The sequence below is a fragment of the Mucilaginibacter paludis DSM 18603 genome, assembly GCF_000166195.2.
Classification (GTDB): domain Bacteria; phylum Bacteroidota; class Bacteroidia; order Sphingobacteriales; family Sphingobacteriaceae; genus Mucilaginibacter; species Mucilaginibacter paludis.
This window is the reverse complement of record NZ_CM001403.1, coordinates 6,011,726-6,028,963: the sequence shown is the minus strand read 5'-3', so window position 1 is coordinate 6,028,963 and position 17,238 is coordinate 6,011,726. Positions and strand designations below refer to the sequence as shown.

The 17,238-nt window shown below is 42.8% G+C and carries 10 protein-coding genes; 2 read left to right on the top strand and 8 right to left on the bottom strand.

The genetic code is table 11. The annotated features are described in order from the left end of the window. Positions 1–2: 2 nt before the first annotated feature. The 3 genes from MUCPA_RS25280 to MUCPA_RS25270 form a co-directional block, all read right to left on the bottom strand. Positions 3–3,296 (bottom strand): SusC/RagA family TonB-linked outer membrane protein, encoded by a 3,294-nt coding sequence (locus MUCPA_RS25280; protein ID WP_008510223.1) that lies wholly within the window; start codon positions 3,294–3,296, stop codon positions 3–5. Between the two features lie 21 nt (positions 3,297–3,317). Continuing rightward, complete coding sequence (locus MUCPA_RS25275) at positions 3,318–5,585, bottom strand: fasciclin domain-containing protein (RefSeq protein WP_008510222.1); 2,268 nt, start codon at positions 5,583–5,585, stop codon at positions 3,318–3,320. A 594-nt stretch (positions 5,586–6,179) separates the two neighbouring features. After that, entirely contained in the window at positions 6,180–6,716 is a 537-nt protein-coding gene (locus MUCPA_RS25270) for a DUF4982 domain-containing protein (RefSeq protein WP_040626420.1), read from the bottom strand. 112 nt (positions 6,717–6,828) lie between these two features. Here MUCPA_RS25270 and MUCPA_RS25265 point away from each other — a divergent pair, with 112 nt between their 5' ends. After that, complete coding sequence (locus MUCPA_RS25265; protein WP_008503844.1) at positions 6,829–8,067, top strand: IS4 family transposase; 1,239 nt, start codon at positions 6,829–6,831, stop codon at positions 8,065–8,067. Positions 8,068–8,262: 195 nt separating this feature from the next. On the opposite strand, the gene MUCPA_RS25260 is transcribed toward MUCPA_RS25265, so the two are convergent. From MUCPA_RS25260 to MUCPA_RS25245, 4 genes are all read right to left on the bottom strand, one after another. Beyond that, the gene (locus MUCPA_RS25260) at positions 8,263–10,122 is read right to left on the bottom strand and encodes a glycoside hydrolase family 2 TIM barrel-domain containing protein (RefSeq protein WP_050982158.1); all 1,860 of its coding nucleotides are present in this window, start codon (positions 10,120–10,122) and stop codon (positions 8,263–8,265) included. A 1,109-nt stretch (positions 10,123–11,231) separates the two neighbouring features. Then, positions 11,232–12,599 (bottom strand): D-alanyl-D-alanine carboxypeptidase/D-alanyl-D-alanine-endopeptidase, encoded by a 1,368-nt coding sequence (locus tag MUCPA_RS25255; RefSeq protein WP_233276791.1) that lies wholly within the window; start codon positions 12,597–12,599, stop codon positions 11,232–11,234. Between the two features lie 34 nt (positions 12,600–12,633). Beyond that, positions 12,634–13,707 (bottom strand): aminotransferase class I/II-fold pyridoxal phosphate-dependent enzyme, encoded by a 1,074-nt coding sequence (locus tag MUCPA_RS25250; protein WP_008510217.1) that lies wholly within the window; start codon positions 13,705–13,707, stop codon positions 12,634–12,636. Between the two features lie 8 nt (positions 13,708–13,715). Next, positions 13,716–14,813, bottom strand: a complete 1,098-nt coding sequence (locus MUCPA_RS25245; RefSeq protein WP_008510216.1) for a mandelate racemase/muconate lactonizing enzyme family protein — start codon at positions 14,811–14,813, stop codon at positions 13,716–13,718. A gap of 628 nt (positions 14,814–15,441) precedes the next feature. On the opposite strand from MUCPA_RS25245, the gene MUCPA_RS25240 reads away from it, so the two are divergent. Then, entirely contained in the window at positions 15,442–16,620 is a 1,179-nt protein-coding gene (locus tag MUCPA_RS25240; protein ID WP_040628020.1) for a M14 family zinc carboxypeptidase, read from the top strand. A 78-nt stretch (positions 16,621–16,698) separates the two neighbouring features. On the opposite strand, the gene MUCPA_RS25235 is transcribed toward MUCPA_RS25240, so the two are convergent. Continuing rightward, complete coding sequence (locus tag MUCPA_RS25235; protein WP_008510214.1) at positions 16,699–17,169, bottom strand: Lrp/AsnC family transcriptional regulator; 471 nt, start codon at positions 17,167–17,169, stop codon at positions 16,699–16,701. Positions 17,170–17,238 lie beyond the last annotated feature (69 nt).

The following is a 17,238-nucleotide window of genomic DNA, read 5'->3' as shown; positions in this document are numbered from 1 at the left end:
GTTTAAAAAGTTGCTGTTAAACCCACCACAAACGATAGCGATACAGGTGTATTTGAGTTATCAATGGGTTGCTTATAAATATCACTCGCCCGCGGCGAAACACTTGGATCCTGGCCCAGGTAGTTGGTAAAAGTCATCAGGTTCTGGCCCGTAAAATAAATACTGGCATTCCTGGCTCCTATCTTCTTGGCAAACAAGGGATTTACATTATAACGCAGCGTAATAGCACTAAACCTTAAGTACGATCCGTCTTGCACATAACGCGACGAGCCTAACCAGTTATAACCAGAGTTAAACAAAGCACGCGGTATATCGGTTACGTCGCCCGGTTTTTGCCACCTGCGTAGTACTGCTGTACTTTGGTTGTTATAGTTGTACATGTTAGTGGTAGTGATCATGGTATTGTTAATCAAATCAAATTTATAGCGATAGCTAAAAAATGCTGATAACTTCCAGTTCCGTTTGTAGGTTACAGTGGGGCCAAAACCGCCTGTAAACATGGGGTTACCGTTACCCAGATAAACAATATCGCGTGAGTCGATCACTCCATCGTGATTAACGTCTTCGTATTTAGCATCTCCTGGTTGAAATACATAGTCAACACTTGGATAATTGTAACGCATGTAAACCGGCTTTTTGTCGGGTCCGGTAATTTGGTTACCGTTCTTATCAGTGGCAATAGTGGCGTTAAGATCTTTATATACACCCTGGTAAACATATCCATAAAATGAACCCAAGGGGTTGTTGGGTTGCAGCAAAGAGAGGAAAGAGCCGTTGGTTAAACCGCCACCGTTAGATGTGGTAACAAAGGGAGATAATTCCCTGATGACGTTTTCGTTGTGGGCAATATTAAAGTTAAAATCAACCACCAGGTCTTTCTTTTTAACTGGCGTAACATTCAGGCTGATCTCGTAGCCCTGGTTATCCATCGTACCTACGTTCAAAGTGAGCGAGCTATAACCATTAAAGTTGGCGATAGAAGGTGTAAAGAACATATCGGTAGTGCGGTTACGGTATATTTCCGCATCAAAATTTAACCTTGAATCAAACAGTACCACGTTGAAGCCAAGGTTCTTACCTGTTATTTTTTCATAACGCAAATTGGTTAACTCGATGTTTGAGGAGTAAACACCGCTTTGGCCCAGGTAGGTGTAATTAAAGTTAGAGTACTGGTTGTAAAAGGTATAAGGGCGGTCGGGCGCGTTACCAATAACACCATAACTTCCCCTCACGCTCAGATCATTGATAAATTTGAACCGCTGCATAAATGGTTCGCCAGATAAGCGATACCTGCCCGACAATGACGGAAACAGCCCGTACCTATGATTAGGGCCGAAGTTAGAATTAGCGTCGCCACGCAGACCGACACTAATGAGATACCTGTCGAAGAAGCCAAAGTTACCGTTGATGAGAGCCCCAAGAGACCGGGTTTCGCTTGCGCCGGAAGCAGACCCCAGATCGGAATTTTGCGTTCTGGACGGTGCCGATGGATCCTGCAAAATTGCAGAGGCGCTATTGGCTGATAGTAAAGATTGGCTCAGGCCCTTACTGTCGTTGGTTTGGATAGATAACAGACCCGAAAAGGTTACCTTCTCCGACAATTGCGGCGTATAAGCCAGGTTGGTTTTCGATGTTACGCTGTAACCATCGTAATCATAATTGTAGGCGCGGTTTACCGATGTTTCGGTAGTTGGCCGCCCTGTTGCGCTTTGTGGCAAAAAACTGTTGCGGGTTGAAGTATTCACATCGAACTGTACATCAGCAGTACCGGTAAGTTTTCCAGGAATAATTTGATATTGAACATTAAAATGCGGCGTAATACGGTCGGCACGTACGTTGTTTACCGCATATTTTGCCATGGCTACGGGATTATAAGTACCGGGATATTGCCCCTGAATATTGCTGGATGGCGTGAAATAGTTTGGTGTTTGATGCCCGTATTCATCAAATTCGTAAATAGACATATTGGGCATCTTGTTAAATGCGATATTACGGATATTGCTCGCATCGGAGTTACCACCAACGGTATAGTTCACAAAGTTACCGTCAGTCAGGGAGTGCGTATAAGCAATATCGGTGCGGAAACGTAATCTGTCAGAAACTACATAGTCTAAATTTAAACGCGCATTTAGCCTGTTAAGCCCTGTACCAAGTGTTGTTCCGCGCTGGGTAACATAACCTAACGAAGTAAAATAACGGGCCTTTTCGCCACCGCCCTGTAACGACAAGTTGTTATCGTGTGTGTAACCGTTTTGGGTAATCGCCTTAACCCAATCGGTGTTCTGGCCGTAGTTGTAATAATAGTACGGGTCGCTTGGGTCATGTGCAAACTCTTTTGCCGTTAAGGTATTGAGGGGCAAACCCGGTGGCGTACCGTTCATGTACTCCTGCGGTATGAGTTCTGAGTATTGGTTACCATTTAGCAAAGGCACTGGGGATGGCTGCCGCTCTAAAGATCCTTTATAGGTGTATGTAACAACGGGTGCGCTAACCGAACCGCGCTTAGTGGTAATAACCAATACGCCGTTGGCCGCACGGGCGCCCCAAACCGCAGTTGCAGCAGCATCTTTTAATACCGTAATTTCTTTAATATCCGATGGTGCGATGCTTAATAAGCTGGCATAACCTTGCTCGTCCGCAGTTTGGAAGTTAAAGTCGGTGGGTATAGCGGTTTCGTAAGGTAAACCATCAACTACAATTAACGGATTGGTAGCACCATTTATACTTGATGTACCACGGATACGGATAGACATACCTGCACCAGGGTCGCCGGTACTGGCCACGATATCCACACCGGGTAAACGCCCCTCAAGAGCAGAAGAGATTGATGTTGCCTGTAACTCTTCCAGATCCTTTGCCTGGATGGTTGAGCTGGCTGTTGTTTGGTTTCGTGCATCAATATTAAGGCCGGTACCGTTATTTACGGTTGGCTTCGATACCACGGTTACTTCTGTAAGCGAGTTGCTTGAAGCAAGCGAAACATTGAAGCTGCGTTTGGTACCAATTGCGAACGCCTGAGTTTTATAGCCGATGTACGAGAACTGTATCTTATTATCCGTGCTTGAAACTTTGATGGCAAAATTACCATCTATATCTGTTGCAACACCGGTTATGGTACGCTTGTCTTTATCAATTTCGATAACGGAGGCACCAACAATGGCTGATTTGTCGCTTCCGTCAATCACTCTTCCTTTAATCAGTATCTTATCAGTAGGGGCTTGCGCTTTGGCAACTAAGCCGTGCAAAACCATTGATGTAACAGATAAATAGAAGATATATGTAAGTATTTTTTTCATATACGCCTGAGGTATTTCGGTTTAGTTGTAGGTTAAATAGTTATCTATCTGGTGTATCACAGTATAGTTTGACAGCACGTTGCTATTAGCGGGAACTATGTTAGAGCGTCGACCCTGATTATCGAGCAGATAACCACCACCAAGTGAACTAAAGGCCTGGATATAAAGTGGATTACCCGAATTGGAGTCATTCAATAGGGTTGGATAGCTTGGTGGGCTGCTCTTTTTACCATCAGTTACAATGGTGGTACCTTTTATGATATGGTACTGGATAAATTTGGTTACCAGGTCGATATCAGTTTGAAGGGTTGGTTTGTAGTTAGGCACACGGGTGGTGCCGCTTAAAGTATAAGGCAGTAAACCAGCGTTTACCGCGGCCTGGATAGCAGCATTAGACGGTACAAGCACGGTATAAAAAATACCCGGTTGTATACCAGTTATGGCTCCGGTTGCCGAGGTGTACAACTGGCTGTTAAGCAGGTATTGGTAATAATTGTAGAATGGCGATGTAGTTGTTGTTGCATTTTTTGCGATATGCTGCCCAACATTCAACACTGAATATAATGGAAAGCCACCGGTAGTGTAGTAAGCTTTACCGTTGGTGGTAGTTACCGAACTTACAACTGAAACGGTTTGGCCTGCATCAACATTACCCGCCCCAAAAATTGTATTGGCATTATATTTTAAATACTCACCACCGGTACCATCGCCAGGGCCGGTTTCAAAAATACCGGAACCCGAAAGGTCATTCAATTCGTTATTGGGGGTTGAAGCAACCAACATATTAATAATGCGGTAAAAATTAGTATTGGCTGTACCGCCTATAGTTGTTACACCAGCGGATGTATAGGTAAATGCACTGTTAGCCGTGCTATAATCATAACCCAACGCCCGGAAGGTAGCATCAGATACCATGAAAATGGTAAACTTAAAATTAGGGTTAGCGATAGTATAGCGCAGGTTGGAGTTGAGCGCAATGGTCATGAGCGAATAATTGGGATCAAGATAAGGCCGGCCGAAAACGGTTGAAAACACATTGGGTGCCTGCACTTTATTTACGCCGTAAAAAAAGCCATTACTGCCAACATACTTATCTACCACATCCTTAGTAGCGTCAAATTTGGCGGGCTCGCCCAGTATATTTACTGTAGCAGAAAATTTAGTAGGCCAAACAGGTACCGTGTACATATGGGCGTTTAAAAAATCCTGGATGATGTTTAGCGGAACCTTATCGAGCGATGAATAATGCTCCAGTATCACGGAGTTAATATAAGCATCGAGTTGGGCATTGGTAGGTGCAAACAGGGTATAGCCGTATGCTTGCCCATCGTTATCGGCAACCTTTAAATAGTTTTCGTTGTTCAGCGAATAACCAATAGGATTGGTGGCATTAAAATACGTTTTTACATAAGCTACGCCCGGTTTGCCGGTAAGTACCTGGTATTGATGCGTAACGTTTACATCTTGCTGATATTGAACGAAATATTTATCGAATATTTGCTTAAAATGACTGTAATTGGCATTTGATGCCAGGTATTTTTCAAGATTCTTGAGTGGCAGTATAACCGAATTGATTTCATGGATTATACCATTTTCAGCAGATATGTCTGCATTTACCACAGCACCATCCACCACATTGAAACCCGTGTAGGTGGTATTAGGATAAAAATAGTTATAATCGGTGGCCGATAAGCCATGGGTACTTAAATAAGCATTTGTAAAATAAGTAATATATTTATTATTAAAATCGCCGTATTGATAGCCGTTATTCCGGTTAGCTGCAACCGCATTGATTACTTGCCCGCCAACAGGATCAGTTTTACCTTGCGCAGTGAAAAGTACGGTATCGGTATAAATTCCGCCGTGATAAGATGTCCGGCGTTTAAACGCCTGGTTAGTAATGTAACCGGTAGGTGATTGATAATCCGAAATATGATCTGTAGCGGCAGCATTATACACCAAACTATAGGATACTATTTGCGTAGCTGTGGCGGCATCTATCTGTGCTACACCGCTTATGCCGCGTAAGGCAAAATACTTTTTAAAAGCATCATCATTGGGCGCAAACATGGTCCAGTACCCTGCGGTTTTCAACTGGTCGGCCATGCCAGCCTTATCGATGCATGCCAGCAGGTTGGTAAAGTTACCCCTGGCTTGCAGCACCTGGTAAATTGGTGGGGCTAAGCTGGCCGGACGGCCGTAAAAGTCGTCATAAGCTTTTTTCCGGCAACTGGTAAAAGCAAATAACAGCACTGATAAATAGAATAAATTCCTAATAAATTTATACATGGTTTAATAAAATTTTTATGTATTATTGAAAATAGCAAAGCCATTACACCTAAAGTTAGTCATGCAGAATTTCATACGGCGCTGGTTAACACGCCGTTAAAAAACAAGTAACTAATAAGTATTCGGAGTTTTAATGCACGAAATTTAAAACTTGATTTAAGAGTATGCCTTAAAAATATGGTGCTTAAAAATATAGGTATACGCTTGTTGCGTACGTGAATTACGTAAAGATTTCCTCATAATTTTTTAGTTTTCGGTTAGCGGTAAGTGTAAATGTTAAATAAACACTTTCTATATAATGCTAAAATTATATACAAAAATCATAAAAACTGTCCTGCCCCATCCTGAATTTAGGATTCCATTACTGCTCTGCATTCTTGTTGAATTATTAGCATCAATGGGGCTTTTTTGTTAATAATCAAACAAAAAAAACACTAAAAATTACAATAAAAATATGAACTAAATAATCCAACTCTAACTTTCCGACCGACTCAAACAGACAGAAAAAGCCAAAATTGATTACTTATTGGTTAAGATTTGATATAAATTTTTAAAACTATAATTGTATAAAAAAAGTATTAAAACATTTAAATTCTACTGATGCAATACAATTTGCACAGTAGCAGGCGCCAAGCCCGCAGAGCTGGCTGTTAAATTTACGCTGCCTGGCTTTAGCCGGGCCTGGATGATAGCCAGCGCTAAACCATGAAAGGCATTGCGGCTGTTGGATTTAAATGACTCGTGACTAAGCGGATCGCCGTTATCAACACCGGCAATAGCAGCTTCGTCATCAATTTTAAAGTTAATTTTATTATCAGCGTAAGGAACGATGTTTCCATCCTTATCCACTATCCGGGCGGTTACAAACGAAAGATCGTTTCCGTTGGATAGGATACTTTTCCTATCGGCTATCAACTCGATTTTTGCAGGGATACCGGCAGTTTTTATTTCACGCTCCAAAACTATTTTCCCGTTTTTCCGGGATATAGCTTTTAAAGTTCCAGGTTCAAACTTGACGTGCCACATCACATGCAGGTCGTCGCCTTTTTTTCTTTTTACGCCAAGCGATTTGCCATTTAAAAAAAGCTCCACCTCGTCGGCATTATTGTAGTAGGCCCATATGTCAACCATTTTACCCGCCTCCCAGTTCCAATGGCATAGCCGTCAACTTTAGAAAAAAAAGGGATAAAATTTTTTTAGAGCAAGAATCGGAACTGCAAAATTGCAGTCATTATTCGAGCGAATGAGTTCGGAACTATTTGAACCAACGGTGTTAGATGGCCTGGCCCGTAAAACAGAGGCTATACAACGCAAACGAAAAGTGGGAGGCAAGGAACTATTGGATATGGCGTTATTTGATGGAGATCAATCGTTTAACGGCATGAGTATGCAGTTAATGCGGAGGGATGGGCTTGATATTTCGAAGCAGGCATTGCATCAAAGACATCACAGCAATATGACAAAATTTGTACAAGCCGTTTTTGAGCAATTAATAGCAGTTGAGTTACCGCAAGAACAAACACAAGGGTTGGAGATCCGTATCAAAGATTCCACCCGTTTCGCGTTGCCGGAAGTTATTGCAGAGACATTCCCCGGAACAAAAGGAAGTGGGATGAAAGCGGGAGCATCTGTACAATTTGAATTTGAAATCAAAAGTGGTAAAAGCGATATCAAAGTAACTCCGGCCAACGCAAATGACCAGGGTGAGAGTCATCTGGACAAGGCATCAATTCAGCCGGGGGTATTATATATGAGAGATCTGGGTTACACTCACTTGAGTTATATGAACAATATTAACAAAGTCAAAGCTTTCTTTATTAATAAATTATGTCCGAAAACAACGATTTATCTATTAAAGGACGACCAATACCAAAAGTTAGAGTTGTCGAAACTACAAGGCATAACCGGCGTATTTGATCAACAGGTATATATCGGAGCTGATAAAATGCCGGTAAGGATAATAATAGAACCGGTAAGTGAAGAGCTCAAGGCAAGGCGGATAGCCAATACTGAAAAGTACAATAAAAAGAAAGGCAGTACCACCAGTAAGGGATTCAAAGAGCGGGCAGGGTTTAACTTTATTGTTACCAACCTGGTGAGCGAAAAATATAGCGCTGAATTGATCCAAAAGTTATATCACCTGCGATGGCAGATAGAATTGGTTTTTAAAGCATGGAAGTCGTTTTTAAAGATACACACGTTCCCCAAAGGAAGTTCGGATCGTATAACCAGTATATTATACAGTAAGTTGATCTGGGCAGTTTTGAGTTGGAAAATATGCATGGCTATCGGTAAGATAGGTCAAATTAGTGTTTTAAAGGTGCATCGACTAATCGCTTCTACGAAAGAAGAATTGCGAGCGCAGCTTTTAGGGATATGCTCAAAGTGGTTAGCTCTGTTGGAGAAATTAAACTTAAAGCACCTTTCAAAAGAGCACAGAAAACATAGGTTAAAAATAGAAGAAATTGTAATAAGTATTTGATTATTAGATATTTAAATACTATATTTAGATAGTTAAACAAAAATAAGAAAGGCGGGGTCATCTAAACCTCCCCGCCTTAAAAAACGAAAAATATGAGAGTAAAAATACATAGGTTTGCCCATGCGGGCAAACCGCGCCTAAAAATTAAATAACTGAAAATCAACAATATATGAGTACAGCTACTTAAATTGACGGCTATGAGTTCCAATGGGGGAAGATATGGAGCACCGGCGTTTTTGTCCATTCGGATTGATACATATAATATACATCCTTCGGGAAACCGGCCAGATCTACAATCCCAAAATATGAACTGCGCGCGGGCCACCTATAGGGTGTTGGCTCGCCCAGGTAATCAAAACCGGTCCAGATAAACATGCCTGATAAAAAGTCGTACTTTTTGATCACCTTCCAGGTTTCCTCGTGAGTTGATCCCCAGTCGGCAGAAACATTATCGTAAGCAGATACGGTAAAATCGGCGTTCATCAAGGCGGCGTCCTTAGTAGGCCACCTGCGGATACTATCCGATGGCATATCGTAGATCCCTCTTGTTTCTAAGGCCGAAGTAGTTTCGGTACCTATAAATTTTTTACCGGGATAACGGTCATGAAAATGAGGAAGATCGCTGTGATGATAATTATAACCAACCAGATCTACCGCGCCCGATTTAATAATTTGATTGCGGGTATCCGGATTATTATTGGCCGCTGTAATAGGTCTTGTTGTATCTAAATTATGAATGATATTGGCAAGTTCGCGTGCTATCCGGAACCCGCTGGTGTCTGATTGTTGGGGTATCTCGTTTCCGATGCTCCACATCATCACCGAGGGATGGTTCCGGTCCCTTAACACCTGGTCTTCCAGGTCGCGTTTATGCCAAGCATTAAAATACAAGTGATAATCGTACTTCACTTTACCCTTTTGCCAGCAATCAAAAGCCTCGTCCATTACGATGAAGCCTAACTGATCCGTTAGATCAAGCAATTCCGGAGCCGGAGGGTTATGCGATGTACGGATGGCATTGCATCCCATAGCTTTTAAAATTTGGAGCTGGCGCTCCAAAGCACGGTAGTTTATTGCCGCACCTAAACTGCCCAAATCGTGATGATCGCACACACCCAAAATTTTCATTGGCTTTCCATTTAGCGAAAAACCTTTATCAGCATCAAAATTAAAATACCTTATGCCTAAGCGTGTTTCATATTGATCAACAACAGCCTGCTTGTTAAGCACCTTTGTAATTATTTTATACAAATAAGGTTTATCCACCGACCATAATACAGGCTTTACGACATCAAAATTTTGACTTACCGTTGTTAAACTATCTTTAATTGATACATTAGCCGTGGTTTTTGTTGCTATCAACTTCCCCTCGGCATTGTAAATACGGCTCGTTAAATCAACATGTTGCAAAACGCTTCCGTTTTGTTTAACACAAACTTTTAAACTAACCTGAGCCAACTGCTGGTTAACTTTTGGTGTGCTTACAAAAGTACCCCAATGGTTAATGGCCACACTATTGGTGGTAGTTAGCCATACATTGCGATAGATGCCCGAGCCTGAGTACCAACGCGAGTTAGGCTGGCTGGCATTATCAACCTTTACGGCTATGGTATTTTTCTGACCGTCAAATTTTAAATAAGGCGACAAATCATATTGAAACGAGATATAGCCATTGGGCCTGAAACCCAGATGATGGCCGTTTATCCAAACATCGCTTTTTTGATAAACACCGTCAAAACCAATGTATACCAGTTTATTTTTATCGGCGTTGGGTATTAAAAAATCTTTACGATACCAAGCTATGCCACCCGGTAATGCACCTCCTTCGGGCGTTGCGGGATTATACTTGCTAAATTCGCCTTCAATACTCCAGTCGTGGGGCAAATTTAGTTTCCGCCAGTTAGCGTCATCAATATTGATGTCTTGCCCATTGTTTACATTCCCTAAATGGAACAGCCAATTCTGGTTGAAGTTTTCCGTTTTCCGGCCAGTATCCTGGGCTGATGAATTAAAATATAAAACCGTAAAGCATAACAGGATACAGAGGTTTTTCATCGGGGCAATAATTTGGTTTATAAATACAGCTAATGTAAATATTACATCACAAAAAAATTGGGGTTATTGACATTTTGTGCGGGTACTAAAAATCATTCACACCAGAAAAAACAAAAGCCCCCTCTAAACAGCGTAGCGCTCATGCACACCCAAAAAAAAACAAACACAGTGCATAATCACCCCCGGTCGGGGAGACTTTTTAAGCCCTCCATACCGGGCTACCGTGTATCCACATCTTTTGGATGCGATTAAGCTACTCCGTTAGGAGTAAAAGCCCGGTAGAAATGATCAATCACAAAACGTTTAGTGCCCGTAGGTACGCTACCATTATTTAAGCCGTTCACGCAGGTTGCAGAGTTAGTCGCACGGTGAACACACCCCTGCAGCCGCGCTTGCCAAACCCGCCCCCTCGAGAGGGGATCTGAATAAATTCGCTCACTATCAATGCAATATAAAAAAAAAGCAGCGGCCCGTGCGATTCCCCTCTTGAGAGGGGTGGAGGGGTGTGTTCTATACGAGCGATTATAAAGCGCAGAGATTTTGTATTATAATATCCTGTTTGTTAGCGCATTGTCGGCTTTGTGTGAATGGACCATCAACTTGTAAGCAATCAATTTTAACTTAATGATATTGGTCGTAGGTACGACACATATCAACCGTATGATGCTCCGTTTTCTTGAACTGCGGTTATAAAAAAGCGAAGAAGTAGCGTACCTAACCACGCAAACTCCATTTCGCCAATATTCTACAAAGCTTTAACCCCGATGGGGTTTTACCTAAAAGATGTGGGTACACCGTAGCCTACCGGGGAGGGTTGGGAGGGGCCTCTTCTGCGGCGACTGAGCGGGCCGATGTTTTAAATTAAGAATACTGATTTATTAACGCAAAATAAGCGATTGACAATCAACGCACCCGATATGCTGCATACTTACCGCTTTTAGAAGATCCCTCCTCGCGTCGGGATGACATAATGGAGAGGAATTAGACATTGACAATCAACAACTTAAAAGTACGCCACCATAAAACCACACTAATAAACCTTCAACAAAAGCAGGATAACATTACGCCATAACCTTTTGTATAGCCCTCCCCCTCCTATCAACCCAATTTCAAAAACGGTTATGAATCTCGGTCATTACCCGTACCATCTCATTACGTATATCCGCTGTTGGGCGGGTGTAATTGTTGTTCATGTAGCAAAACAATAACCTTTTACCTTTACGGGTAATGAGGTAGCCACTTTGGTTATGGTTGTTATTCAGCGTACCTGTTTTGCCCCAAACAAAAGGAATACCCTTATCGGTTTGATAAGCATTTTTTAACGTGCCAGAGATGCCACCGGTGGGTAACAACGAGTGCAGCTTCTGCTCGTTAGCTACTTTATCCTGTATTTTTACCAACAGGGCAATGGTGGTTCTGGGCGTGAAAAGATTTTGCCTTGATAAGCCGGAGCCATCCACCCATTGGGGCTCGTCGGGTAAATCGTTCATCAAATTCTTCTTGCAGTAAGCAATGGCCGCCTCTATACTTAACATACCACCCCCAAGTGTGGATGAGCATACCAGCAATAATTGCTCGGCTATAAAATTATCACTGGGCAAAAGCATCCGTTTGTAAACAGAATCGGCAGCGGCACTGTACAATAGCTTGGCATCGGCAGGCATTTTCAGATCAATCAGGTTGATTGATCTTTTAAGCGTGTCTTCCAGCAAAGCCAGCGTTAATTCGGCACTGGTTTTCCATGGAATCTCTTCATGAAAGTTGGGCGGAACAGGGCGTACCGGGTACTTGAATTGGTTGGATGCCAAATCGCGGTGTACGGTAAATTTGGGGGGATGATAAGTACTATCGGCCTGCAAATACCTTTTTAAATAAGATGGTATAATTTGCAAGCCTCCCTGCTTGTCTGCTTTAATTACAGCCACATTATCTTCAAGCGGCATAGCGGTTATTTCGGCCTGGTAGTAATCGCTATAATTATCATAGGGCCATCCCACACCGTAAAAATTGCCGTTATAATTTGATGCGCAGTAAAATAGCTTTTGCGGGGCGTTCTTCAACAAATCAAACGCCTTGGTAGATTTTAGCGTGGAGTGCAGAAAAGCAGGATCGCCGGTTCCCCAAAAAATCAATGAATCGCCTTTAACCACGTAGCGCAGCCCGGGTATCGAGTCGCCCAGCATTTGCAAACACGCGTAAAAGGTGTAGAGCTTGGTGTTAGATGCCGGTATAAAATACTTATCGGCATTCAACTCATAAACCATTTTCTTCTTTTCAGGATCATACAAAGCAAAGCCGGTAAAATGGTCGCGGTTAATTTCAGACTGCCGGATCAGTTTACGGATCTTTCGTTTCGGAACCCGTTGTGCAAGCACTGTTTGGCTTAAGCAAAAAAGCAGGATAAGCGTGCATAAACTGCTTAATGTTATTTTTTTAATCATCCTGAAATTAAAGAAAGAGGTAAAATATTGAACCATGCGCAGTGCGGATAAATGAAATATAGATGATAATTTAGGGAAAAAGGGATGGCGATGCCTGGTAAGCCATTTGCAAAACAGATGCCAAAAAATCCAGATCGCGGGGGGTATGCAAGGCATTTAACACCACACGTTTAAGTGTTTGGCCCATAGGGTCGGGATAAGCAAATGATGAGATCAGTATTCCGGCATCCAAAAAAACACCTTCGTCCATTAAAGTTGGTAACACAAATACCGGCAAACCCGCATGGTGCTGTATACCCGGCATATCCTTGATGCAGTTTTCAAAATAGGTAATGTTCTGCATCAGCCTCTCCCGTTGCCTGGCGTAAATATGCTGGCCCTGGTTAAACGCAAATACCTGTGCTGGCGACAAAGGCGTAACCGCCGAATACTCGGGCCTGTTTTTAAAGGCTGTTACCTGTTCTTTTGAACAGCTTATGGCACCACCCGAAATGCCAAAAGCCTTGGATAATGAATACGTAAATAAATATTCCACATGTTTATTTTGCGGCACCAAGGCACTTACACCGGCGCCATTTGTGCCGATAACGCCAATGCCATGCGAATCGTCAATTATGGCCAATACCGGACTTTTAACGCTGGCCAGGAAAGAGAAATTATAGATGGTAGCCGTTAAGGGATTAACAGAATCGCTGGCTATAATTAATGGGTTATCCAAATTGGCATCCCCGGTTTGCTGCAAAGCCCAGTTGCTCCAGTCGTTAAAGCTATTTAATGCCGATTTATGCTGCAGAATGGCAGGATGCGAGCCTGGCGCATTATGCACCTTACCCTGATGGTATGATGTAGCCAGCCGCCCCGCAGCAAAGCCCGATGGCAATAATACAGCCCCCTCGCTGCCGGTAAGTTGCGCAAGTAAGGCTTCGCACTCCTCGTAAACAGACAAGCGTGTATTGGAGATTCTGGACGATGGAAAAAGCCAGCCATACTTATCGGCACCTTGCAGCACCAGATCCATAAACTCGGGCTCGGCATTCATCCCTAAGTAATTATAACCCGAAAAAAAGACAAACTCCTTACCGTTCACTACAGCGGTACGGCCCGGCTTTCCGTCTAAGTATAAATTATCCAATTCTCTTGCCATAGCATCCGTTAAATGGTAATGTGCTCCAGCTTATCCAGGTATCCCTGTTCAACATCGGCGCCAATTCCGGGCGCATCGGTAATTTCAAGCTGCATACCATTATATTTAAAGCCGCCTGTTACAGGGTCTGCCAGTTGCCCCAGCAGGCAGGTATCCAGGTCAAAAAATGCCAGGTTGGTAAAAGCCATGGCAAAATGCACGTTGGCTGTTAAAGCCAGCCTGCTCTCCATCATGCTGCCCAGCATACAAGCAACACCTTGCTGCTCTGCCACCTGGTTAATCAGTATCGCTTCGTTTATTCCGCCGCTTTTGGCAAATTTAATATTGATGTATCTGGCGGCCTTGTTTTTTAATATCCGCTGCGCATCCCTGTGGGTATAAACACTTTCGTCGGCCATGATGGGGATGGGCGATAGTTGGCAAAGCTCCGGCAGCAACTCGTCGTTATAGGTACGCATGGGTTGCTCACAAAAAGCAATATTGTATTGGGCCAGCTGGCCAAGGGTATAAACGGCTTCTTCAAATGTCCAGCCCTGGTTGGCATCAATGCGGATCTGGGTTTCCGGCCTGATAGCTTTTCGGATACTTGCTATACGTTCCAGATCGGCAGCCGGGCTTTTGCCCAGTTTTACTTTGATGATATTAAAACCCTGATCCTGAAATTTTACTGCCGAGGCAGCCATATTTTCGGCGGTATCAATGCCTATTGTTACATCGGTTTCAATCTTTCTTCTTTCGCCGCCTAAGTATTGGTAAAGGGGCTGCCCCGCCTGTTTAGCCGCTATATCATAAAGCAGCATATCAAAGGCGCTTTTAATGGTATAGTTACCGGCGGTATATAAATGCAGTTCGGCCAAACGGCCCGCTATATCATCCGCACTTTTCCCCTTCCAAATGGCAGCAAAATCCTTAGCCATCTCGTAACCTGTAGCCTGGGTTTCGCCAACAATCATCGGGAAGGCAGAGCACTCGCCAAGCCCGGTTATACCGGCATCTGTATGTGCCCTTACCAATATATTTTGCGCAAAATGCATGGTACCGGTAGCGATGGTAAACGGCTCGATGGGGATGGAATATTTATAGATCTCGAATGCGGTTAATTTCACCTTGATATTTATTTGGTTAACAATTTTCTTTTTAAAAATCGGGCGTTAGCATAGCTTACCGTTAAATATGGACATAATTACCAAATTTTTAAAACTATTAATGTATTATGCCCCAATTGCAGGCATAAAAACGGCGCAACTTTACCTTACCTCACAGAACCCTGTAAATGGCACTTCCGTAATTGCAAAAAAACGCCCTGCACTTTTTTACAGGGCAAACGCATCAAAAAAATAAGAGGAGGCACCTTACGGAGCCAAAGACAGGTTAAAAGCGTTTTTCCTATAAACAGGCGACTCCGTTGGAGTCAAAAACAAACCGTTAAAGAGCTCTGGTGAGAGCTTACTGGTTATAGGGAACTGTATCGTCCTGAAAAAAGTTTACGGTTTTTTCAGATAATCCTGCTACGTGCTTACAGGTTAAAGAGCTCCGGTAGGAGCTTCCTGTTTATAGCAAACAAAAAAAAGAAGTTTTGGCTCCGTAGGTGCCCCCTTGCAAGCAGGCTTCCCTTTTTACGTCAATAAAATCAAATCAACTTTTTTAATGCGTTTGCCCTGCCTTTTTTTATTTTTAATTTACTTTAAACACGGCACATATGTATCTTGCCGGTTTTATCCCTCAAGCCAACTCATGAATTCTGAAATCCATATGGAACACGATGCCTACCGCGAGTCTTTGTTTACCAATCGTTTTATTAAACACCAAATACTGAAATCAAAAATAGGCCACATACAATCACAGGCCTGTTTTAAGGTAAGGCAATTGGGCAGTTCGGTACAACAACGGGAAATTTATCAGTTAACCATTGGCACAGGTAAAATACAGGTGATGTTGTGGAGCCAGATGCATGGCGACGAGCCAACCGGCACGCTGGCTTTTTTTGATCTGTTTAACTTTTTTGCAGCTGATGATCAGCATAACGCCTTCAGAAAACGGATATTAGACAATTGCACCCTGCACTTTATACCTATGCTTAACCCCGACGGAGCCGAGGTACACCAACGACGCAATGCGCAGGGTATCGATATCAATCGCGATTTTTTAAAACAACAATCTACCGAAGCCCGGCTTTTAGCTGGCCTGCAACAAAATATTCAACCCGAATTTGGTTTTAACATGCACGATCAGGATACTTTATGGTCGGTAAGCGGGAGTAAAAAACCGGCTACCATCTCCTTACTTGCGCCTCCGGCAGATGATGAGGCCAGTATCACACCTGGCCGTTTGAAGGCTATGCTGCTCACAGCGGGTATCTATCAGGTTTTTAAAAAGCAGATTCCCGGCTGCATAGGCCGCTGGAGCGAAGAATATGAGGCCCGTGCTTTCGGTGATAATTTTCAAAGGCTCGGCACATCAACCGTTTTAATTGAAGCTGGCGGCTACCCCGGCGACTTTGAAAAACAATACGCCCGCAAGCTTACTTTCGATATTCTGTTATATGCCCTCAACCAGATCAGCACACAACAATATGCCAAACAGCAATTGAGCCAATACCATCAAATACCGTTTAACCATAAGGAGCTTTTTCACCTGCTGATTAAAAACTGCCAAATCAATAACGACGACAGCAATTTCACTGCCGACATTGGTTTAAATTATACCGAAATAATTGATTTAGAGCACCACAAGCACAAAAAAATTTACACCGTAGCCGATTTTGGCGATCTATCCACCTGGAATGCTTACGATGTGTTTGATGCCGACGGATGGGCCATGGCCACAAGCTTATCTATTGGCGAAAAGCCTACCTTAAAAATAGTGGACACCCAGGGAAATATATTGGTTATGGATCAGGGCGTAATGGTATAACCCTCAAAAATTAAATGCGGCTGGTAAGCAAGTGTTATGGCTTACCAGCCGCCATGGTTTTTGGGGATGATGTGGCTATCAATACTCCAAAGGTACGGTAGGTTCCTTCTTACTGGTAGACATGATCATCATCGTTTGGAAGGTTTTAACTACGGTTATCTTGCTGATCTTGTCCATAATCAATTGCTCATAGGCTTTAATATCCCTAACATAAACCTTCAACAAAAAATCGCACTGCCCGGTTACGTGGTGGCATTCGGTTACTTCTTTAATGGCCTTAATCTCGTCCACAAAAACCTGTATGGTATTGTTTTTATGAAAATCCAGCGATACCTGTATAAATGTTTTAATGCCAAGGCCCAGCTTTTCCTCGTCAACCAGGGCATGGTAGCTTTTAATATATTCAGCGTTTTCAAGCTTACGCACACGTTCTAATGTAGGTGCGGGCGAAAGCCCTATTTCGCTTGAAAGTTGTAAATTGGTTATCCTCCCGTTTTCCTGGAGAATCTTTAAAATTTGTAGGTCTATTTTATCTATTTCCGTAGCCATAATGGTTACAAATATAAATTTTCCACCCAAACAAAATAATATTTTTTCAAATTGATGTTATGGCAATAT

What these genes read in the sequence shown, in the direction of transcription:
- MUCPA_RS25280 (WP_008510223.1), bottom strand. Translation starts at nt 3,296, where the DNA reads ATGAAAAAAATACTTACATATATCTTCTATTTATCTGTTACATCAATG.
- MUCPA_RS25275 (WP_008510222.1), bottom strand. Translation starts at nt 5,585, where the DNA reads ATGTATAAATTTATTAGGAATTTATTCTATTTATCAGTGCTGTTATTT.
- MUCPA_RS25270 (WP_040626420.1), bottom strand. Translation starts at nt 6,716, where the DNA reads ATGGTTGACATATGGGCCTACTACAATAATGCCGACGAGGTGGAGCTT.
- MUCPA_RS25265 (WP_008503844.1), top strand. Translation starts at nt 6,829, where the DNA reads ATGAGTTCGGAACTATTTGAACCAACGGTGTTAGATGGCCTGGCCCGT.
- MUCPA_RS25260 (WP_050982158.1), bottom strand. Translation starts at nt 10,122, where the DNA reads ATGAAAAACCTCTGTATCCTGTTATGCTTTACGGTTTTATATTTTAAT.
- MUCPA_RS25255 (WP_233276791.1), bottom strand. Translation starts at nt 12,599, where the DNA reads ATGGTTCAATATTTTACCTCTTTCTTTAATTTCAGGATGATTAAAAAA.
- MUCPA_RS25250 (WP_008510217.1), bottom strand. Translation starts at nt 13,707, where the DNA reads ATGGCAAGAGAATTGGATAATTTATACTTAGACGGAAAGCCGGGCCGT.
- MUCPA_RS25240 (WP_040628020.1), top strand. Translation starts at nt 15,442, where the DNA reads ATGAATTCTGAAATCCATATGGAACACGATGCCTACCGCGAGTCTTTG.
- MUCPA_RS25235 (WP_008510214.1), bottom strand. Translation starts at nt 17,169, where the DNA reads ATGGCTACGGAAATAGATAAAATAGACCTACAAATTTTAAAGATTCTC.